Annotated in this window: 13 protein-coding genes; 7 read left to right on the top strand and 6 right to left on the bottom strand. The window is 71.3% G+C overall.

Going from position 1 to position 20,294, the window contains the following annotated elements:
• The first annotated feature begins 111 nt into the window (after positions 1-111).
• The 4 genes from WME96_RS38555 to WME96_RS38540 all read left to right on the top strand — a co-directional run bounded on the left by WME96_RS38555 (position 112) and on the right by WME96_RS38540 (position 10,104).
• On the top strand, positions 112-4,869 hold the full coding sequence (locus tag WME96_RS38555; RefSeq protein ID WP_437286551.1) for a metallophosphoesterase: 4,758 nt from the start codon (positions 112-114) through the stop codon (positions 4,867-4,869).
• A gap of 49 nt (positions 4,870-4,918) precedes the next feature.
• On the top strand, positions 4,919-5,872 hold the full coding sequence (locus tag WME96_RS38550) for an ABC transporter substrate-binding protein (RefSeq protein WP_437286550.1): 954 nt from the start codon (positions 4,919-4,921) through the stop codon (positions 5,870-5,872).
• A gap of 246 nt (positions 5,873-6,118) precedes the next feature.
• On the top strand, positions 6,119-7,717 hold the full coding sequence (locus WME96_RS38545) for an FAD-dependent oxidoreductase (RefSeq protein WP_437286549.1): 1,599 nt from the start codon (positions 6,119-6,121) through the stop codon (positions 7,715-7,717).
• 197 nt (positions 7,718-7,914) lie between these two features.
• Entirely contained in the window at positions 7,915-10,104 is a 2,190-nt protein-coding gene (locus tag WME96_RS38540) for a sensor histidine kinase (protein WP_437286548.1), read from the top strand.
• A 69-nt stretch (positions 10,105-10,173) separates the two neighbouring features.
• Here the strand turns inward: WME96_RS38540 and WME96_RS38535 are convergent, their stop codons facing one another.
• The 3 genes from WME96_RS38535 to WME96_RS38525 all read right to left on the bottom strand — a co-directional run bounded on the left by WME96_RS38535 (position 10,174) and on the right by WME96_RS38525 (position 13,376).
• Entirely contained in the window at positions 10,174-11,364 is a 1,191-nt protein-coding gene (locus WME96_RS38535) for an aldo/keto reductase (RefSeq protein ID WP_437286547.1), read from the bottom strand.
• 30 nt (positions 11,365-11,394) lie between these two features.
• Positions 11,395-12,687, bottom strand: coding sequence for a putative metal-binding motif-containing protein (locus WME96_RS38530; protein ID WP_437286546.1), 1,293 nt, complete (start codon positions 12,685-12,687; stop codon positions 11,395-11,397).
• A gap of 212 nt (positions 12,688-12,899) precedes the next feature.
• Positions 12,900-13,376 carry a PIN domain-containing protein gene (locus tag WME96_RS38525; protein WP_437286545.1) on the bottom strand — a complete coding sequence of 159 codons (477 nt, stop codon included), beginning with the start codon at positions 13,374-13,376 and terminating at the stop codon, positions 12,900-12,902.
• A gap of 151 nt (positions 13,377-13,527) precedes the next feature.
• On the opposite strand from WME96_RS38525, the gene WME96_RS38520 reads away from it, so the two are divergent.
• On the top strand, positions 13,528-14,841 hold the full coding sequence (locus tag WME96_RS38520) for a hypothetical protein (protein ID WP_437286544.1): 1,314 nt from the start codon (positions 13,528-13,530) through the stop codon (positions 14,839-14,841).
• Between the two features lie 22 nt (positions 14,842-14,863).
• Here WME96_RS38520 and WME96_RS38515 read toward each other — a convergent pair whose 3' ends face one another.
• Together WME96_RS38515 and WME96_RS38510 are read right to left on the bottom strand one after the other, a co-directional pair.
• Positions 14,864-16,315: a glycosyltransferase family 87 protein gene (locus WME96_RS38515; RefSeq protein ID WP_437286543.1), complete on the bottom strand. Its 1,452-nt coding sequence runs from the start codon at positions 16,313-16,315 to the stop codon at positions 14,864-14,866.
• A gap of 97 nt (positions 16,316-16,412) precedes the next feature.
• On the bottom strand, positions 16,413-17,135 hold the full coding sequence (locus WME96_RS38510) for a caleosin family protein (protein WP_437286542.1): 723 nt from the start codon (positions 17,133-17,135) through the stop codon (positions 16,413-16,415).
• Positions 17,136-17,567: 432 nt separating this feature from the next.
• Here WME96_RS38510 and WME96_RS38505 point away from each other — a divergent pair, with 432 nt between their 5' ends.
• Positions 17,568-18,122 carry a hypothetical protein gene (locus WME96_RS38505; RefSeq protein ID WP_437286541.1) on the top strand — a complete coding sequence of 185 codons (555 nt, stop codon included), beginning with the start codon at positions 17,568-17,570 and terminating at the stop codon, positions 18,120-18,122.
• A 55-nt stretch (positions 18,123-18,177) separates the two neighbouring features.
• Positions 18,178-18,498 (top strand): hypothetical protein, encoded by a 321-nt coding sequence (locus WME96_RS38500; RefSeq protein WP_437286540.1) that lies wholly within the window; start codon positions 18,178-18,180, stop codon positions 18,496-18,498.
• Positions 18,499-18,549: 51 nt separating this feature from the next.
• Here WME96_RS38500 and WME96_RS38495 read toward each other — a convergent pair whose 3' ends face one another.
• Positions 18,550-19,947, bottom strand: a complete 1,398-nt coding sequence (locus tag WME96_RS38495) for a cytochrome-c peroxidase (RefSeq protein WP_437286539.1) — start codon at positions 19,945-19,947, stop codon at positions 18,550-18,552.
• Between the last annotated feature and the right edge of the window lie 347 nt (positions 19,948-20,294).

The following is a 20,294-nucleotide window of genomic DNA, read 5'->3' as shown; positions in this document are numbered from 1 at the left end:
GCGGAGCTCGCCGGGAGGGGACAGCGGCTGAGCTCGAGGCTGTCCGTCGCGCAGGTTTCGCGTATCCTCGTCGGCCGCGGGCCCGACGCGAGCCGCACCAAGGAGACACTCTTGGCTCATATCAACTGGCTGCACCTGTCGGATCTGCGGATGGGGGTGAGCGGATCGAGGCTCTTCGATCCGGAGATCCTTGAGGAGCTCGAGCGCGATCTCCGGCGCCTGCACGCCAAGACCGGGCCATGGGACGCGCTGATCCTCACCGGGGACCTGACGCAGCACGGCTTACCGAAGGAGTTCGAGCTCGTCGACGTGTTTCTCGACTCGCTGCTCGCTTACCTGGCGGAGCTCGGGTCGCGACCGGTGGTGCTGGCAGTTCCAGGCGGCCACGATGCCCTCTGGCCGCGATCAGGCGAGCACGTGGCAGCGTGGCGCGATCCGGTCCTCCGCGTATCGCTCCGCGCCGCGCGCGATGGGAAGCCGCACATCCGGCAACCGTTCTGGGATGCTGTTGCGTCTGCTTTTGAGCCGTTTCTTGCGTGGCAAAGGCGGCGCTGCCCGCCGCGCACCGGCGGCCCGGAGCCTACCGTGCCAGGCGATTTCGCCCATGTTCTCGAGAAGGACGGCCTTCGGCTGGGCGTGCTCGGCCTGAACTCGGCCTACCCGCAGCTCGGTCCCGGCGGCTGGGCGGGGCTGCATGACGTGGACACGCGCTTCGCCGGCGACGTGATCGAAACACTCGTCGGTGATGAAGGAAGCGGCCCATGGCTTGTGCTCTCGCATCACCCGCCCCATCAGATGCTCGACGTGACGCGCCTCGAGCTGAGCGCGCTCGCCAAGGGCCGTTTCTTTCTCTACCTCTCGGGGCACGGGCGGACCTCGAGGCCGATCGAGGGCCCGTTCTTTCAAACGCGCTCCCTCTTCGGCATGAGCGACCCCGACGGGCACGAGCCCGGGTACGAGCCCGGGTATGCGGCGGGAGGGGTCGACGTCGCGGGGGAGCGCTTCCACCTCTGGCCGAGGCTCTTCGTCTCCTCGGCGTCGAGGCGCCTGATTGCAGAAGCGGATGTCCATAGGTTCGATCTCACTTCCGAGGGCTCTTTCGCGATCTCCAGGTATCCTGAGTTCGAATCGTTCACGCAGCCCGTGGCCGCGTTGTTCCCCGCGCGCTTCTCGGCTGAGGTACCTCCGCTTCCCGTCGGCGTCACCCTGCGCCGGTCGATCGGCGCAGGGAAGGCGATCGCCCTGCGGCCTGCATGGTCGCCCGACGGAGCGCGCCTCGCATCCGGCCACGCGGATGGCAGGGTGATCGTCTGGGATCTCGTGAGGGGCATATCCGTGTGGTCGGAGCAAGCCCACCAGAGCTACGTGCTCGATGTGGCCTGGTCGCACGACGGGCGGTTCCTCGCCTCCATCTCGGAGGACTGTCTCCTCGTCTGGGACGCGGCGCACGGCGGCACGCCGATGCGCGTGCGCGGTCACCTGTTCACGGGCGGCCGTGCCGTCGCGTGGGAGCCTCGCGAAAACGTCGTCACGTGGCAAGGGCGATTCGACACGGTGGAGCAGTTCCAGGTGGGGGCGGCGTTCGCGTCCACGTTCGGCCATACGACGCATACGCACGCCCACGCCTGGTCACCGGACGGAGCGTGCCTCGCGACCGCGTCGTTCCGCGAGTGGACCATCGACCTGTGGAGTGCCGCGACGCGGACCATCGAGCGAACGATGAAGGGCCCCTCCAACGGCGTGCTCGACCTCGCCTGGGCGCCGACTGGCCGTCTCCTCACCGCCGCATCCTGGGATGGCACCGTGGCCGTCTACGACACCGAACGAGAGAGCCCGCAGCCCGCCGTCACCCTCGTCGCCCACGCCGACGCGGTGACGAGCGTCTCGTTCTCGCACGACGGCCGGCTCCTCGCCACGAAGTCGCACGACGGGACCGTGAAGCTCTGGCGCACGGACACCTGGGACGCTGTCGCCACCATCATCGAGGCCACCTCGCGCCAGTTCCACGGCGGTGTCGCCTTCTCGCCGGTCGCGCCCGCGCTCGCCACGCTCGGCGGCTGGAATCTCCGCGTGTGGGACATCGACATCGATGCATTGCTCAAGAGCGCCTCCAGGGAGCCGCGCACCGCGCACTCCGTGAGCGCCAAGGTCGTCCTCGTGGGCGAGGGGAGCGCCGGCAAATCGTGCCTCGCGCTTCGCCTCGCCGAGGACCGTTACGAGGAGCTCGGCTCGACCCACGGCATGCACTTCTGGTCCCTGCCCGCCGAGCGCCTCGGCGCCGTCCTGCCCGAGGACGCGGCGCATCGCTCGCCGCCGCACGGCGAGAAGCGCGAGATCGTCCTCTGGGACCTCGGCGGCCAGAGCGAGTACCGGCTGGTCCACCAGCTCTTCCTCGGCGATACCTCGGTGGCGCTCATGGCGATCGAGCCCCGCCGCGGGCAGGCGGCGCTCGACGAGATCGAGGCGTGGGACAGACGCCTGGAGCGACATCACCAGGCGCGCTCCATCCGGAAGATCCTTGTCGGCACCAAGCTCGACGACGAGCTCGCCCCGGTCGATCGCGAGGCCATCGAGCACCTCGTCCGCCGCCTGGGGTTCCAGGAATACGTGCCGACGAGCGCGAAGGAGGGCCTGGGGCTCGGCGCCCTGCGGCAGGCCATCGCGCGCGGCATCGACTGGTCCGAGCTCGGCAGGATCAGCCAGCCCGAGCTCTTCCGCCGGATCCGCAGCGCGATCGAGGCCCAGGCCGCCGCGAAGCGCGTCGTCCTGCCGCTCGGTGAGCTCGAGCAGATCCTCCGCGACGAGGACCCGGGGAGCTACGATCCCGAGGCCATCCGCGCCGTGGTCCAGCAGCTCGCGCGCCGGGGCGCCCTCGCCGACAGCCGGCTCGCCGACGGCACGCGGGCGCTCGTCCTCCAGGTCGAGCAGATCGAGCGCTACGCCGGCTCGCTCATCGTCCTCGCGCGGAGCCACCCCCGCGGCATCGCCGCCATCGACCTCGCCACGCTCTTCTCGCCGGCGGTGAAGCTGCCGCGCCTCGCCGACGGCGAGCGTCTCCGCCGCGACCAGGAGCTCGTGGTCCTCGATTGCGTGGTGGAGCTCCTCCTCCAGCACGGCATCTGCATCCGACACGAAGGCTTGCTCGTGTTCCCCTCGCTCTTCCAGCCGAACGAACACAACCCACCTTCCCCTCACCCCGTGGCGCTGTATTACGAGTTCTCCGGCGCCGTCGACAACATCTATGCCTCCGTCGTCACGTCGCTCGCCGTGGGCCGCGCCTTCGGCCCGATGCGCCTCTGGGACGACCGCGCCGAGTTCTCGCGCGCCGGCCAGGGCACCGCGGGCGTGCGCCGCTCGCAGCGCGGCGGGGCCGGCGCGCGGGGAATCGCGCGGCTCGACGTGTATTTCGACGAGGGCGCTTCCGAGACGACGCGACAGCTCTTCGTGGGCTATGTCGAGGACCACCTCCGCGAGCACGGGGTCGACATCGTGGAGCAGCTCACGATGACGTGCGCGTGCGGCTGCGAGATGCCCGAGAAGGCAGTGCGCGCGCGGCTCGAGAAGGGGCTCGGCGACATCGGCTGCCCCGAGTGCGAGGCGCGCTTGCCGCTGACCTTCGGCGCGGCCGAGGCTCGGGCGCGGAGCCACGAGCTCGATCGCCGGATCCAGGCCTTGAAGACGACAGCGTCGGACGAACGAAAGAAGACCGTCACGGAGACGAAGGTGAGCTTGAACCAGATCCAGCGCGCGCAGACCGCGGCCAGCGGCGCGCCCGAGCAGCCCATCCGCATCTTGCACCTGTCCGACCTGCACGTGCGCGCCGACGCCGACCCTGTCGCGCTCCTCCAGCCGCTCGCGGCCGACCTCGAGGACCGAGTCGACGGCCTCGGCCTCGACAAGCTCGATTTCCTCGTCGTCTCGGGCGACGTCACCAACCGCGCCTCACCGTCGGAGTTCGAGAAGGCGCGCGAGCTCATCTCCGGCATCATCGCGCGCTTCGACCTCACGGCCGAGCGCTGCATCCTCGCGCCCGGGAACCACGACCTCGACTGGAACGAGCCCGTCTACCGCACCGTCAAGAGGCGCCTGGTCGACTCGAAGGAGCTCGTCCCGGGCCGGTACAAGGAACAGGGCGATCTCTACGAGGTGCGCGACGAGGCGCTGTATCCGAACCGCTTCCGGAACTTCTCGCAGTATCTCTATCATCCGCTGCTCCAGCAGCCCTATCCGCTCGCGCCCGAGCAGCAGTGCGTCCCGCTCATGTTCCCGGACGCGGGGCTCCAGTTCTTCGCGATGAACTCGGCCTGGGAGATCGACGAGTACTGGCCGGAGCGCTCCGGCATCTCCCCGGGCGCGCTCGCGCGCGGGATCGCGGACGCCGATCTCCAGCAGAAGCGGGCTCGGCAGGAGGGTCGGCTCGCGCCGGACGCCGCGGTGCTGCGCATCGCGGTGTGGCACCACCCCGTCACCGGGAACGAGAAGATCCAGGACGACGCCTTCGTCGGCAGCCTCCAGAAGGCGGGTGTCCGCCTGTGCCTGCACGGCCATGTGCACGAGGACCGCGCCGATCACATCGGTTATCTGCACCCGACGCGGAGCGTGTATGTCACGGGCGCCGGCTCGTTCGGCGCCTCGATGCGCGAGCGCCCGGAGTCGATCCCGCGCCTCTACAACGTCGTCGAGCTGTGGCGAGACCACTCGAGGCTCCGGGTGCACACGCGCTGCTTGAAGAAGCAAACGGGCGCCTGGGAGGGCTGGGCCGTGTGGCCGGGCGCGGGCCCCGGCGAGCGGCGCACCTACTATGACGTGCCGCTCGTCGCCTCACCAGCGGACGGGCCGGCCGCGCGGCGCCCGGGGGCCTCGAGGTAGGGGCGCGGGGCGATCTTCCCCGGGTTCTTCCGCAGCATAGAATCCCTGCATGCGCATCGCCTCCCTGCTGCCGTCCGCGACCGAGATCGTCTGCGCGCTGGGCGCGAAAGGCGAGCTCGTCGGCATCTCTCACGAGTGCGACTTCCCCGAGGGGCTCGAGGGCCTCCCGGTGCTCACGCGCCCGCGGCTCAGGCCGGCGCGCTCCAGCCGGGAGATCGACACTGCGGTCCGCGACGTCCTCCGGGACGCGCTCGCGGTCTACGACATCGACGTGGACGCCCTCCGCAAGGCGCGGCCGGACGTGATCGTGACGCAGGACCTCTGCGACGTCTGCGCCGTCTCGCTCGACGACGTGCGCGCCGCGGTCGCCCGGCTGGCGTGGGGCGACGTGCACCTCGTCAACCTGCACCCGACGCGGCTCGACGACATCTGGGCGGACATCCGCCGCGTCGCCGAGGCCATCGGCCGCGCGGCCGAGGGCGAGGCGCTCCTCGAGCGACTGCACGCGCGCGTCGCCGCCGTCGCCGCGCGCGCGGCCGCGGCGCCGGACCGGCCGCGCGTGCTCGCGGTCGAGTGGATCGATCCGGTCATGATCGGCGGCGTGTGGATGCCGGAGCTCATCGCCCTCTCGGGCGGGGAGCCGCTCGTGGCCCGCCCCGGCGACCACGCGCCCACGCTCTCCCCGGACGACCTCGCCGCGCTCGACCCGGACGTCGTGCTGATCAAGCCGTGCGGCTTCCCCCTCGAGCGCACGCTCGAGGAACTCGACCTCCTTCCGCGCGCCCTCCCGTGGGCGAGCTACCGCGCCGTTGCGCAAGGCCGCGTGTACATCGCCGACGGCAACGCCTTCTTCAACCGCCCTGGCCCGCGCATCGTCGAGTCGCTCGAGATCCTCGCGGGCTGCGTGCACCCGGCCCTGTCCGCCGCCGAGCGCCGCGCGCATGCCCGGTCCGTGGTGCGGCTGGACGCGGAGCTCCGGCGGCACGCGTTCGACAAGGATTGATCCTCGCCTTCAACGAACAGCCGATCTGACCGAGCGGCCCACCAGCCCTCCGCCGCGCGGGCGCGCTCCTGCACGGCCAACTGCACCGCTCGCCACATGTCCTGTCGCAAATTGCCACGCGCCCGGCGCCGCTCGCGCGGTTGACGCGCCGCTCTCGGCCTGCGCTGCGTGGCAGACCGTTTGCAGGGCGCGGGAGCACAGGGACCGCCGCTCGGCAGGGCGGCTCGCCACGACCGGGAGGCCTCAATGACGGATCGAGCATACGATAAGGACACTGCATGGACCCACGCAGTGCTCCCGCCCATCGCTCCGCTCGCGACCGAGCACAGGACGACGGTGTGCGTCGTCGGCGCGGGGATCGCCGGGCTCACGACCGCGTACATGCTGGCCAAGGAGGGCAGGGGCGTCATCGTCCTCGACGACGGCGTGATCGGCGGCGGTGAGAGCGGGTTCACGACAGCGCACATCGTGAACGCGCTCGACCGCCGCTGGACCGAGCTCGCGAAGCTCCACGCGCCGGAGCGCCTCCGCCTCGCCGCCGCGAGCCACACGACCGCCATCGACACCATCGAGCGGATCGTGCAGGAAGAGGGGATCGACTGCGACTTCCGCAGGGTGTCGGGGTACCTGTTCGCCGCGCCGGGGCAGCCGTCGAGCACGATCGAGGACGAGATCAAGGCCGCTCACCAGGCCGGCCTCGACCGCGTACACGGGGTCGAGCGCGCGCCGATCGAGGCGTTCAACACCGGCATCGCGGCGGCGTTCCCGGAGCAGGGTCAGTTCCACATCCTCCGCTACCTCGCCGGCCTCGCCCGCGCCGTCGAGCGCCACGGGGGCAAGATCTACACGAGGGCGCACGTCGTCGACGTCGACGAGCAGGCCGAGCCAGAGCACGTGGTCGTCAAGACGGACCGGGGCGTGAACATCATCGCCAACGAGGTCGTGCTCGCCACGAACTCACCCTTCTTGCCCTGGATCTCCGTGCACCTGAAGCAGGCGGGGTACAGGACGTACGTCATCGCCGTGCGCGTGCCGCGCGGCACCATCCCTCCTGGCCTCTACTGGGACACCGAGGATCCGTTCCACTACGTCCGGCTCAGCAACCTCGACGGCGCCGACGGGCCGGACGAGCTCCTCATCGTGGGCGGCGAGGACCACAAGACCGGCCAGGCCGACGACGCGGATCAGCGCCACGCGCGGCTCGAGGCGTGGGCGCGCGAGCGCTTCCCCCAGGCGGGCCCGGTCGTCCACCGCTGGTCCGGAGAGGTCATGGAGACCGCCGACGGCCTCGCGTTCATCGGCCGCCTCAAGAAGGAGTCTCGCATCCTCATCGTGACCGGCGACTGCGGCAACGGCATGACCCACGGGACGATCGCGGGCCTGCTCGTGAACGACCTCGTCCACGGCCGCGAGAACGCGTGGGCCGGGCTCTACGACCCGACCCGCGTGAACCTCACCCTGCACTCCGCGTCGGAGTACCTCAAGGAGAACCTGAACACGGCGGCGCAGTACACCGACTGGCTGACGGGCGGCGATCTCGACGACGTGGAGAAGCTCGCCCCGGGGACAGGCGCGATCATGAGGCGGGGGCTCACGAAGCTCGCCGTCTACCGCGACCCGCAGGGCCATGTCCACGAGCGATCGGCCGTGTGCACCCACCTCGGCTGTATCGTGGCGTGGAACCCGGCCGAGCGGACCTGGGACTGCCCCTGCCACGGCTCGCGCTTCGAGTGCACGGGCCGCGTGATCCGCGGGCCGGCGACGAGCGACCTGAAGCCTGTCGACACCGCCGCCCCGGGCGAGGCCGAGTCGCCCGCGGACAAGGAGCTCGCCCGGACCGGATGAGCACGCCGCCACGACGCCCCACGACCACGAAAGGATGAGACGCGCCTCCTCACGCCCTCTCACGATAGAGCGCGGGCGAGCGGCGGCTCAGCCAGGTCGCGCGGGCGGGCGGGCTGCCCAGACGTTCCCCGGCTCGGCGCGGCGGGGCGCGAAATGTGACAGCGCCGCTGCACCATGTACAGATATACGGGAGAGCCATGCAGGAGAGCCACCACCCCGGGGCCGCGGCCAGGCCCATCGACGCGCCGTTCCTCGCCGGCGACGGCGAGATGGCGCAGCTCATGCGCGATCACGACTGGTCGCGCACCCCTGTCGGACCCGTGGAGACCTGGCCGCAGAGCCTGCGCACCGCCGTCAGCATCTGCCTCGCTTCCCGTCACCCCATCGAGATCTGGTGGGGACCCGAGTACGCCCGCTTCTACAACGACGCGTACCGCCCGATCCTCGGCGCCACGAAGCACCCGCAGTTCCTCGGCCGCCCGGGGCGCGAGTGCTGGAGCGAGATCTGGGACGTCATCGGCCCGATGCTCGACGGGGTGCGCGCCACCGGGCAGGCGACGTGGTCCGAAGACTTCCAGCTGATCCTCTCGCGCAATGACTATCTCGAGGAGACATACTTCACGTTCTCCTATGCTCCTGTCCTGATCGAGGACGGCACCATCGGGGGCATCTTCTGCGCGTGCGCCGAGACGACCGCGCGCGTCCTCAGCGATCGCCGCCTCCGGGCGCTCCGCGCGCTCGGCGCCCAGTCGGCCGCGGCGGCGATGGTCTCCGTGGAAGAGACGTGCGCGCGCTCCGTGAGCACGCTCGTCGAGCGCTCCGCGGACGTGCCGTTCGCGCTGCTCTACCTGATCGAGCCCGGCGGCGCGGAGGCCCGCCTCGCCGCCGCCGAGGGCCTCGCTCCCGGCGGCCGCGCGAGCCCCGAGCGCGTCTCGCTCGCGGACGAGGGCGCCGTGTGGCCGCTCTCGCACGTCGCGCGGACCCGCCAGTGCCTGCGCCTCGACACCCCCGCCGGGCGGTTCGGCGAGCTCCCCGGCGGCCAGTGGCCCGAGCCGGCCCGCGAGGCGGTCGTTCTGCCGCTCGCGCGCGCCGGGCAGCCCGCGCTCCAGGGCTTCCTCGTGGTCGGCGTCAGCCCGCGCCGCGCGCTGGACGCCGCCTACAGCGACTTCTTCGAGCTCGCGGCCAGCCACATCGCGACCACCATCTCCGGCGCCCGGGCCTACCAGGACGAGCGCCTCCGCGCCGAGGAGCGCGCCGAGCTCCTCGCGCGCGAGCAGGCCGCGCTCGCCGAGGCCGAGCGGCACCGGTCGCGCCTCGAGACGCTGTTCATGCAGGCCCCGGCCGGCATCTGCGTCCTGCGCGGGCCCGAGCACGTCTTCGAGCTCGCGAACCCGCGGTATCTCGAGCTCATCGGCAACCGCGATCTCCTCGGCAAGCGCCTCTGTGACGCCTTGCCCGAGACCGCGCCGGCTGTCGTCCCGCTGCTCGACCGGGTGTATGCGACGGGCGAGCCGTTCTTCGGCAACGAGTTCCCCGCGTCGCTCGAGCGCGGCGGCGAGATCGAGGAGTGCTTCTTCAACTTCATCTACCAGCCCATCTACGACGCCGCCGCCCGGGTCGAGGGCATCGCCGTGCTCGCCTTCGAGGTCACCGACCAGGTGCGCGCGCGCCGGCGCGCCGAGCAGCTCGCCCACGCGCTCGCGATCACCAACCAGGATCTCGACCAGTTCGCCTACGTGGCTTCCCACGATCTCAAGGCCCCTCTCCGGGGCATCGCGAGCCTGTCCGAGTGGATCGAGGAGGGGCTCGCCGACAAGATGAACGACGAGGCGCGCCACCAGATGCGCATGCTCCGTGGCCGCGTGCACCGCCTCGAGGCGCTCATCGAGGGCATCCTCAGCTACTCGCGCGCCGGCCGCGTCCGCGACAAGCTCTCTCCCGTGGACGTCGGCGCGGTCGTCGCGGAGTGCCTCGAGCTCCTCGCGCCCCCGCCCGAGGCGACCATCGTCGTCGGCGACGGCATGCCGACGCTCCTCGCCGAGCGCGTCCCGGTGCAGCAGGTGTTCATGCACCTCATCGGCAACGCGCTGAAGCACGCGCGCCGCGCGGACGCCGTGATCGAGATCGCGTGCGTCGACGCGGGCGACTTCCACGACTTCACGGTGAAGGACAACGGCCCCGGGATCCCGCCGCAGTTCCAGGAGCGCATCTGGGGCATCTTCCAGACCCTCGAGGCGCGCGACAAGCTCGAGGGCACCGGGATCGGCCTGTCGGTCGTGAAGAAGATCGTCGAGACGCGCGGCGGCAAGGTGGCGCTCGAGTCCGAGCCTTACGCCGGCGCGACCTTCCACGTGTACTGGCCGAAGCGCCAGAAGACGGCCTCGTGACGTCCCCCGGCGGGCGGCCCCGTTCATGGCGCCATGCCGCGCCATCCGGGAGCTCGGCGCGCGCGAGACTCAGTGTTTGCCGAGGCGCTTGACCTCTTGCCCGGCGAGCAGCGCGTGCGCCTCCACCAGCGCCTCGGCGATGCGGTGCCGCTGCGGCGCCTCGGCGAGGGCCTGCGCGAGGTCGAGCTCCCGCGCGCGCTCGGCGCGGTTGCCGGGGAACCAGTGATCGCCGTTGCCGAGCAGGTTGTACCGCACCTTGCCGTAGGCCGTCATGTCGAACGCCTTGGCGAGGTTGTAGAGCCGCAGGATCTCGCGGATGTTGATCTGCCCCGGGACGGCCTCCCACTCGGGCAGGCCGACGTGCCATGTGTCGACCCACGTGCGGCCGAGCACTCGCGCGAGCTCCTCGTCGAGCCTGCGCAGGATCGGCGCGAGCGCGGCCTGCGCGGCGCCTTCGCCCTCGCCCTCGAGCAGCGGCAGGACCTTCATGTGCTCGTCGAAGTCGGACGGGCGCGCCGCCCCGACGCTGATCGTGTGGATCTCGGGGCGCGCGAGGCAGAACATGTCGTTGAACACGATCGGAGAGAGCGGGTCGCAGAGCCGCACCAGCTTGTCGGTCGGCTCGTAAAGCCGGCCCCCCTTGTCGGTGGGGCTGATGATGAACACCCCCATGTCGCGCTCGGCGGCAGCCTGGATGGCCGGCCATGCGAACTGGTTCACGTAATACCAGTGCAGGTTGACGTAATCGAGGCGACCGTCCTTCACCATCGCCGTGATCACGCGCGGCGACCCGTGCGTCGAGAACCCCACCGCGCGCGCGCGCCCCTGCCGCTTCAGCTCGAGCGCGGCGTCGACGCAGCCCCCTTCGCGCAGCGACCACGCGAGGCGCGTCTCGTCGTTGACGCCATGGATCCCGAGCAGGTCGACGTGATCGAGGCGAAGGAGCTTCATCGATCGCTCGAACGTCTCGAGGAACTTCCGAGGATCCGCGTCCGGGCTGACCTTCGTCTGGACGATGATCCGGTCGCGCGGCAGCTTCGGCAGGATCTGCCCGAGCTGCTCCTCGCTCGTGCCGTATCCCCGCGCGGTCTCGATGTGGTTGATGCCGAGCTCGAGCGCCCGCGCGATGCACGCCTCGACATTGCGCTGGCTCTCGGGCGAGACGCGGTCGCGGTCGTTCCAGGACTGCTGGTACCGCATCCCTCCGCACGAGAGGACGGGCATCTTGATCTCGGTACGACCGAACCGGCGGTAGAGCATGCGTGTGACCTCGAGCCAGGGAGGGGGGATCTACCGCACCCTGCCAGCTCGCCGCAGGCGCCGCAACGCGAGGAACGCGAGCGGCGAGAGGAGGGGGACGAGCCGCCATGGAGACCCTCCCTGGGGGTCGATCGCGCAGCCGCCGGACTGCCCGCCGCCGCCCTCCTCCGCGGGCGCGCCGCTCCCCGAGGAGCCCGGGGTCCCCGCGCCGGAGCTCCCGGACGCGCCGCCGCTGCTCGCGCCGCCGCTGCTCGCGCTGCCGCTCCCGCCCGGCCCGCAGATGCCCGGGTCCTCGTCGACCTGGCCGTCGCAGTCGTCGTCGAGCCCGTTGCAGACCTCTGCCGTCGGCTCGCCGGGCGTGCACGACCCGGCGGTGCACGTGCTCGCCTCCCGCGCGCACATGCCGACGCCGCACACCTCGCGCATGCCCTCGTCGATCCGCTCGTCGCAATCGTCGTCGATCAGATTGCATATCTCGACAGCGTCCGGGTGGACGCTCGGAGACCTGTCGTTGCAGTCGTTCGAGCTCGGCGCGAACCCCTCCGGGGGGCACTTCGCCATGACCGTCGCGCCGAAGAACGACCCGTACCCGTCGCCGTCCGAGTCCTCGTAATGGGTCGTGACCTCGAGGTCCTCGTCGATCTCACCGTTGCAGTTGTCGTCGCGCCCGTTGCAGACCTCGGCCTGGTCCGGATGGATGTTGATGCTGTAGTCGTCGCAGTCGTCGCCGACGGCGGCATGATCCGGAGGCTGGGTGCAATCGACCCTGGGCATGCCGGGGTCACCGTGGCCGTCTCCGTCGCGATCGAGGTAATACGTCTCTCCGGCGCACCCGTACGCGAACGCGGCGCTGGCGGACTGCGCGCCGTCTCCACGCGAGAAGTTATCGCCGTTGGCCGAGACGGCCCACACCTCGAAGACGACGCCGCCCGGCGTCGGCGGCGCCGTCCACCGCGCGTCGAAGCGCACGACGCCGCCGCTCGCCCGCTTCGGCGTGTCGTGGACGAGCTGGTGATCGTCGATGAGCTTCGTGCTCTGACCGTCGATGGCGGCGAACCTTCCTACGCCGGTGCGCACATAGAGCCCGCCGACGTTGATGTTCGCGGCCGAGATCGCGACTTGCAGAGTCACCGCCTCGCCGGCCGCCGGGTTCTTCGGGTTCATGTCGACGGTGATGCTCGGCGTCGCGCCGCCGTTATGGCACCCGTTGCACCCGTCCACCGCCACCCCGTTGCGGCGCGCGTGGGCCTGCGACGCGGCCAGCGTGGTGAGCAGGGCCAGACCCACCGGCAGGACCGGTGAATGGAGCGATGTTCTTCGCATGCGCCTCGGTGCGCAGCCCGGGCTCGCGGGCTCCGCGCGCTCCGCTGCGACGCTCAGGGATAGCCTTACTCGATGGGCGCGACAAGCGCATACGCGCAGAGCGCAACATTGTAGCGCGACCATCCAGCGCGGCAGTCGAGGGCGTGCTTTGCCGTCGCTGACGTTTCCGGAGCAGCGGTGTCGTGAGGTGCCTTGCCGTTCGGCGCGGCGCGTTACCCGAGCCGGACGTGCTGCGGCCGCGTCACGTCGCAGACCACGCCGTGGTACTTGAGGAGCCCCTCATCGAGCGTCACCACGGTCGCCTCCGCGCCGTGCGCGGCCCACAGGTACACGAGGTCGGTCGCGTTCGCGAACGGCCTGCGGCCGCGCATGCGCCGCGTCAGCAGACCGAGGAAGTCCGTGAGCGCGTCCTCACCCGCGGGCGCGACCAGCTCGACCGCGAGGCCCGCCAGCGCGGCCAGAGGGCTCGCGCTCGCCGCCGGGGCGCGCCGGGGCGACGGGCGCGGCGCGGCGAGCCGTTGCTCGGCCACGTACACCTCCAGCCACAGCTCGGGCGGCGCCAGCACGCGTGCCGCGCCCGCCGCGACGGCTGCGCGGGCGCGCTCGAGGAAGGCGAGCGCGTCCGCGTGCCCCGGCTCGGCGGGCTTCATCGAGGCGATGGCGACGGAGCTGTCGAGCACGATCCGCATCGCGGCCTCACCGCTCCTTGACGCTCTCCGCGGCGAGCAGCGCGCATGGCTGCCGCGGAGAACGTGATGGCACATGTTGGCACGTCGGCGCGATCGTGGCGACCGGAAACACGGTTGTTCGCGCGGTACATGCCTTGCTTTGTCGCGGGCCATGAGAGCTTTTCTGGTCCGCATCCTCCTCGCATCCCAGTGGGGCGCGAGCCTCGCTCTGGCGTCTGGCTGTGGCCCGCAGGTCGAGTCCGGCTCCAGCTCCAATCCTCCTGAAGGCGCAACCTCGGAGTCCGGCGGAGGCGGCGAGACCGATCCTCCGGACGCCTCGGCGCCGCTCGATCCCACGCCGGAGCCGACCTGCGTCGGGCCGTTTCATGACGGCGGCTATTACGGGCAGTGCTGTTACGAGGTGCACTGCGCGGCGCCGGTCGACGGCGCCTGTCCTGCGGCCTCCGAGGCTGCCCCGCACCTCGACGGCCTGCCGCCCGGCTCGGGATCGTGCCTGTGCGACGGCGACGGCGAGGGCGGGGCCCGGTCGATCCAGGGCCCGTACGCGAACCGCGCCGCGTCCGACCCGGCGAGCTGCTGCTATCTCGTCGGGCATATCAGCTGCGAGGGGCGCCCGCTCCTGGTCCGGGGCGAGCCGCGCGTCGCCCCGCTCTCCCGCGCTCCGAGCGCCTGGTCCCGGACCGACTGGCGGCGCTTCGAGCGCGCGCTCGCGGACACCGACCTGCGCGCGCTCCCGCCGGTTGCGCGCCGCGAGCTCGCCCGGCGCTGGGCCGAGCGCGGCCAGAGCGAGCACGCCTCGGTCGCCTCCTTCGGCCGCTTCGCGCTCGGGCTGATGGCGCTCGGCGCGCCGCCTGCGCTGCTCGAGGCCGCGCACCGCGCGGCGATCGACGAGGTGCGGCACGCCCGCCTCGCGCTCGCGGTCGCCTCGGCGTACGCCGGCGAGCCGGTGGGCGTCGGCCCGCTGCCCCTGCGCGGCGCGCTCGACGACGTCGGATCGCTCGAGGCCCTCACCCTCGCCACGGTGGTCGAGGGCTGCGTGGGAGAGACCCTGTCCGCCATCGAGGCGGAGGTCGCGGCCCAGACCGCGGAGGCCCCCGCGGTGCGCATGGCGCTCCAGGCGATCGCCCGCGACGAGGCGCGTCACGCCGAGCTCGCCTGGGCGTTCGTCCGCTGGGCCGTCACGGTGGGCGGCGCGGGCTTGCGGGAGCGCGTCGCCGCGACCTTCGCGCGCGCGCTCGACCAGGTGGGCTCCGCGCCGACCCCTGCTGGCGGCGACATCCCGCCCACCCACGGATTCGTGCCCCCGGCCGAGCTCCGCCTGCTGCGCCGGCAGGCGATCGCCGACGTGCTCCGCCCTGCGGCCGCCGCGCTCGTCGCCTCGCACCTCTCGACGACGGACCGCGAGTTCAGCGGCGACCGTGGACATGCCCTCCTGAGCGGCGGCGTGACGTACCTGTCGACGTGAGCCCGCGGCGGCGCCGCGGCCGTCATGCGCCGGTGGAGGCCGACGTGGCGGGCGCGCCGCTGCCCAGGCCGTGCGGCGCGCCGCTGTCGCGCTCCGGCGCGAGCGCCTCGGCTGCGGCCACCGTGATCGGCGCTCCTCTGTCGAATCCGCGCGTCGGCTCGCCGTCGCCCGCCGGCGCGACCGCCCCGGGCGCGGCCGAACCCTCGCGCCGCTCCCGCCAGAGCAGGACCATGCCGAGCGCGTAGATCGCGAGCAGCACATACAGGTTCACCGAGAGCGCGAGGGGCGGCAAAGGCGCCTTGAAGCGCTCGTAGACATACGGAAAGTCGATGGTGGCGAGCGAGATCAGGACCACCAGCGCGCCCGTCTCGAGCCGGCGCTCGTCCTCCACCGCCCGGTCGAGCGCGTAGAGCGCGGCCGGGAAGAGGTAGAGCACGTGGTGCACGTAGGTGAACGGGCTCGCGACCACCATCGCGACGAGCAGCGGCAGGAGCAGCCGGAGCGAGCGTTCGGGCGTGGCGGCGCGGCCGCCCAGCGCGAGCGCCGCGCCGACGAGGAGCAGGACGGTGATCACCGACGCGACCTTGATCGTGGCGGCGTCCTGGCCGAAGAGCCGCGCGTAGAAGCCGGCGAGCGAGAAGTTCGCCGCCGTGCCCGGATCGAAGAGGCCCGGGATCCTGGCGCCGTGCGACATGCGCGGCAGCCGCCTCAGGAACTCGACCCACGCGGGCGCCGCGCCGAACGGCAGGCTGATCACGACGAGGGCGGCGAGCCCGGCGGCGAGCCCGGCGAGCGCGCGGAAACGCCGCTGGATCACCCAGGGAACCGCGAGCAGGATGGGCGTGACCTTGATCCCTGCGGCGACCGCGAGGGCGAGCCCCGCGGGGGTGTCCTTGCCCGAGAGCGAGAGCGCGAGCGCCGCGCAGATGAACGCGAGCACCAGCGGGTTGACCTGCCCCATCGCCAGGCTGTTGCGCAGGTTGAGCGCCCACGCGAGGAAGGCGATGAGCGCGAGCAGGACCGTGGGGATCGCGGGCCCGCGCGCGGCGTCGTCGCGATCCGGCGCGCCCCGCGTCGCGCGCCGGATCGCGACGACGGCGAACGTCGCGGCGAGGCCGTAGCTGACGACGGCCACGGTCGACCAAACCTCCTGGGCGACGTTCGGCCGCAGGCGCGCGAGCCACGAGAAGGTGTGCGCGAAGAACGGCGGATAGAGATAGGGGAACGTCAGCTCGTGCGGGAGCTGCAGCTCCCTGGCGATCGACTCGAGGACGGTGACGTCGTAGACGTCGAGCCCCCGGCTGGCCGCGACGGCGGCCGTATAGAACGACTTGAAGTCGATCGCGACTGGCTGCTTGAGGGCGATATCGAGGACGCAGAGCCAGGCGGCGCCCGCGGAGAACGCGAAGACCGCGAGGTAACCCAGGTGCTTGTCCGAGATACGCGCCCTGACGGCGGCGAGGATCGATGTCACGGCGCGGGCGATCTGGCGTGGAGCGTCATGGGGTCAAGTGTCATGGCAGGGTGATTGTCTCCTCTTCTTCTGTTCCTGTCGCTCACGCCGTGGCGCCTCAGGCGCTCCGGGCCGCCTGCTTCTCGCGCTCGAGCTCGTAGAAGAGCGTCCCGTCGTACATCCGACGGAGCTGCTCGCGCGTCAGCTTCCCTCCTTTGCCGGCGAGCGCGTAGAGCACCGCCCACTCGCCTGCTGACGCCAGGAAGCCGAGCACGTCGAGGAAGTCGCGATCTCCCAGCGTGCGCGCCACGAGCTCGCGCGCGTTCAAGGCGCCGTCGCGGTCCCTGTCCCAGCGCGCGAACAGCTCGTCGAACTTCACCGGGTCGAACCTGCCGTCTTTGTCGTAAACGCCCGTGTCGCTCGCGTGCTTGCCGCGGTGGATGTTCGCGAGGGTGATCGAGAGCGTGGGGACGAACGATCGGGCCGTCGGGGGCCCGAGCACCCCGTTGATGACGAGCGCGAACCACGCGGAGAGCACGCGTCCGATCCCGATCGCGCGGAGCCCTTCGTAGGTCTCGCGGAGCGTGATGATCCCGTCGTTGTTCCTGTCGAAGAAGGCCGAGTGCGCCTCGAGCGCCGTCTTCTCCCCGAGCGCCGCCGGCCGCGCGCCGTACACGTCGCTGGTCGCCGACGCGGACACGAACGTCTCCGGACCGCGCCCCTCGCCCCGGGCCGCGCGGTTCCGCGCCCCACGCTCCGCGCTCGCGCCGTCCGAGCTCCCGGAGATCCCGGATGCGCCCGTGGGCTCGAGGGCCCTCCGCCCATCGTTCAGCTCGCTCATGGTGCTCCTGCGGCTCGCGCGACCTGCCCGCGCGCGTCCTGGCCGGGCGCGAAAGCACGACGCGGGCCGACGCTGTGCAGCACGAAGACGGCGCGGTCCGCAGCGTTCGCGTGCCCGGCGCGCCGAGCAGGACGCGGCAGCGCATGAGACAAACTGCCTCGCAGGGGCCGATGGTCACAGTGGCGCCCGGCTGCCCGGGGCGCGCTGCTCCGGGCGTCTCTCCAGCCCGCTTCTCTATCCTCCTGGTGACATGGCGGCCTCAGCCCGCCTCGCCTCGACGGGCTTTTCGACGGGCTTTCACGCACGCGCCATGCCGGCGCCATCATCGCGCGCGTCCGGCCGAGCCGGCGCGCCTGCGACGACCTGGATCACGGAGCGCGGTCCGGCGCTGGGCACGATCTTGCTTGGGGCGTCGCGACGAGGTGGAACAACATGGCTACACTCTCGACGTCCGCGTGGGTATTGCATGAGCTCGGTCTGGCCGCGGGGTTCGGCGGCCCTCTCTTTGGCCGTCTGGCATTGCATCAGGCGGTCAAGGATATCCATTCCGAGGCCGAGCGCGGCAAGGTGCTCGCCGACGCGTGGCAACGTTACAACCTCGTCAATGCGATCTCGCTCGGCACCGCCGCGGCCACCTGGTTCATCGGGCGGACGATGATCTCGGGCCGGTCGATCGACGAGGAGACGCGCACCCTGGTGCACCTGAAGGACATCCTGCTCGGCGCGACGCTCGCGACGAGCGTCGTCAACATGGTGAGCGGGAGGCAGATGAGCGAGCAGGCGCCCGCCCGCGCCGTGCCCGTCCACGACGGCGACACGCCGTCGCCGCGCACGCCCTCGAAGGCCGCGGCGCTGCAGCAGCTCCTCAACGTGATGGGGCCGCTCAACATCGCCCTCACGGCCGGCGTCATCGGCGTGACGACGGTCCTGGCCATGAAGTCCGGCCGCTCGACGAAGTGGAGCTTCATCTCCCGGCTCCTTCCCTGATCCGGGCCCTCGCCCGCTCGCGCGCCCGGCGCCCCTCTCATGGTACGATGACCCGATGAAGGTCATTGCAAGGATGGGGCTCGCCGCGCTCTCCCTCGTCGCCCTGAGCTGCGACAGCGGCCACGGCGAGGAGGAGGGGTGTCCCGAGCTCTGCGAGCGACAGGTGGAGTGCCCGGGCGACGCCACGACCGAGGAGAGCTGCCTCGACACCTGCAGCGCCGACACCGAGGAGGCGGAGGAGGCTGGCTGTGACGGCGCGTGGGAGTCGTACCTCGAGTGCCGCAACCACGCCGAGGACAACTGTGATCCAGCGAAGTACCTCGAGGAGTGCAGCATCCAGTGGGAGTCGCTGAGGACCTGCCTGGAGCGCCCCTGAGCCGCCCCTGAGGGGAGGGTCGCCGGTGAGCACCGGCTGCCCACGCCGTGGTTACTCGAAGTCGTGGAGCGCGCGGCCGCTCGGGAGCTCCGCCGGGATGAGCGCCTCGAGCCGCTTCGGGGTCGCGCGCGGGTCGAGCAGCGCCTCGCCCACGAAGGCGCAGAGCCAGCCGATCTCTTCCTCGGTCAGATCGATCGGCTCCTGCAGCAGCGGGTCGACGGCGGCGAGGACGGGGGCGAGCGGGCCCATCTTGCCCTGGAGGTCCGGCGCGAGGTGATCGTTCGTGTACTCCGTGGCCGACCTGTACACGTCGAGGTGGTGGCGGATGGCCCCCTCCAGCGATGTGAACGCGCCGTTGTGGAAGAACGTGGGCTGGAGGGCGACGTTGCGCAGCGGCGACGTCCTGAACTTGTACCGGTCGGCCGGGTCGCCCGTGACCTGCTCCAGCCCGAAGTCCTCGTCGGCGTTCTGGCCGTCGAAGACCACGTTGGAGAGCGCCGGATCGTCGGTCGGCGCGATCTGCGGCACGCCGATGGCGTGCTGCTGGAAATCGCTGAACATCTCGTTCGACTCTCCCGACACGGCGTGGCAGCCGACGCACCCCGCCTCGCCGAAGAAGAGCAGCGCGCCGCGCTTCTGGGCCAGGGTCATCGCGTTCCGGCGGCCGCGGGCGAACCTGTCGATCGGCGCGTCGGCGAACGTGAGCGACATCTCGAACTCGGCGATGGCGATCGCGATCATCTCGTAGGTGATCGGCTTCCCCCGCTTCACCGCGTCGAAGCTCCGGCCGAACCGGCGGCGGTACGCCTGCACCCCGTTCACGCGCTCCGCGACCTCCTCGCGCACCACGTCGTGCGACGTCGGCGCCTTGTACCCGGTCATCTCCGGGATCTCGGTCGGCGGGATGAACGCCTGCGCGACGAGCAGGTGCGGCAACGACGAGAGCGACGTCCCCTCCGGGGAGGTGAACGAGAAGCCCTGGCCGTTGTCGAACGGGTCGCCGGACACCGCGAAGAACCGCGAGTTCCACATCAGCGCGGGATAGAACGCCGAGTTGATGACCGTGGGCGCCCGGCGCTGATTGCGCGGCCCCTCGCGGCCCGGCCCGACCACGCCGTTGTTCTCGATGCCGATCGAGATCGACTGCGTGTCGGCGAAGCCCGTCGTGGGCGAGTGGCAACCTGAGCACGAGTTGTCCTCGTTCAGGCCGAGGATGCTGTCGTAGAACAGCTCACGCCCGAGCTTCGCCAGCTGCTTGTCGATCTTCCGCCCCAGCCGCGACTCCAGCGTCGACTCGATCTCTCCGGTGAACCCGTGCCGGGCGAGCGTCTTCGCGAGCTCCTCGTCGATGGGAGAGACCTTGGCGCGCGCCGCGGGCGCGAAGAGGAGCGTGAGAGCCAGGCATGCCGCCAGGGCGACGAGCGTCCGCCCGATCCATCGCAGGGTCATGGTGCCTCGAGGTCCCCCGGCGGGGGATGCGCACATCGCTGTGCGTCCGTGAGATCAACCAGTCCTGCCCAGAACCTGGCCGAGCGGCGGTGAATCGGATGATGGGAATCTAGTGTCGCGCGTTGCCAACCGGCAAGACAAATCTATCGTGATTCAACAGGTTTACCTCGTGTCCGCACGTGTCCTCGCGTCTCCTCACGTGTCCTCGCGTCTCCTCACGTACCATTACGTCTCCGCGCGTGACCCTGCGTAGCCGTTCGTCGCCGCGGTCCGGTCACCGCGCTATCTGCGGTTGTCGCGCCTACATCGAGGCGGCGGCTCGGCCTCCGCGCCGCGCGCGTCTCGCG

Origin of the sequence: Sorangium sp. So ce406 (assembly GCF_051474675.1) — a bacterium.
GTDB lineage: Bacteria > Myxococcota_A > Polyangia > Polyangiales > Polyangiaceae > Sorangium > Sorangium cellulosum_G.
Note: the sequence above shows the minus strand (reverse complement) of the source record. Positions and strands in the feature narration are given on the sequence as shown.

What these genes read in the sequence shown, in the direction of transcription:
- WME96_RS38550 (WP_437286550.1), top strand. Translation starts at nt 4,919, where the DNA reads ATGCGCATCGCCTCCCTGCTGCCGTCCGCGACCGAGATCGTCTGCGCG.
- WME96_RS38545 (WP_437286549.1), top strand. Translation starts at nt 6,119, where the DNA reads ATGACGGATCGAGCATACGATAAGGACACTGCATGGACCCACGCAGTG.
- WME96_RS38540 (WP_437286548.1), top strand. Translation starts at nt 7,915, where the DNA reads ATGCAGGAGAGCCACCACCCCGGGGCCGCGGCCAGGCCCATCGACGCG.
- WME96_RS38535 (WP_437286547.1), bottom strand. Translation starts at nt 11,364, where the DNA reads ATGCTCTACCGCCGGTTCGGTCGTACCGAGATCAAGATGCCCGTCCTC.
- WME96_RS38530 (WP_437286546.1), bottom strand. Translation starts at nt 12,687, where the DNA reads ATGCGAAGAACATCGCTCCATTCACCGGTCCTGCCGGTGGGTCTGGCC.
- WME96_RS38525 (WP_437286545.1), bottom strand. Translation starts at nt 13,376, where the DNA reads ATGCGGATCGTGCTCGACAGCTCCGTCGCCATCGCCTCGATGAAGCCC.
- WME96_RS38520 (WP_437286544.1), top strand. Translation starts at nt 13,528, where the DNA reads ATGAGAGCTTTTCTGGTCCGCATCCTCCTCGCATCCCAGTGGGGCGCG.
- WME96_RS38510 (WP_437286542.1), bottom strand. Translation starts at nt 17,135, where the DNA reads ATGAGCGAGCTGAACGATGGGCGGAGGGCCCTCGAGCCCACGGGCGCA.
- WME96_RS38505 (WP_437286541.1), top strand. Translation starts at nt 17,568, where the DNA reads ATGGCTACACTCTCGACGTCCGCGTGGGTATTGCATGAGCTCGGTCTG.
- WME96_RS38500 (WP_437286540.1), top strand. Translation starts at nt 18,178, where the DNA reads ATGAAGGTCATTGCAAGGATGGGGCTCGCCGCGCTCTCCCTCGTCGCC.
- WME96_RS38495 (WP_437286539.1), bottom strand. Translation starts at nt 19,947, where the DNA reads ATGACCCTGCGATGGATCGGGCGGACGCTCGTCGCCCTGGCGGCATGC.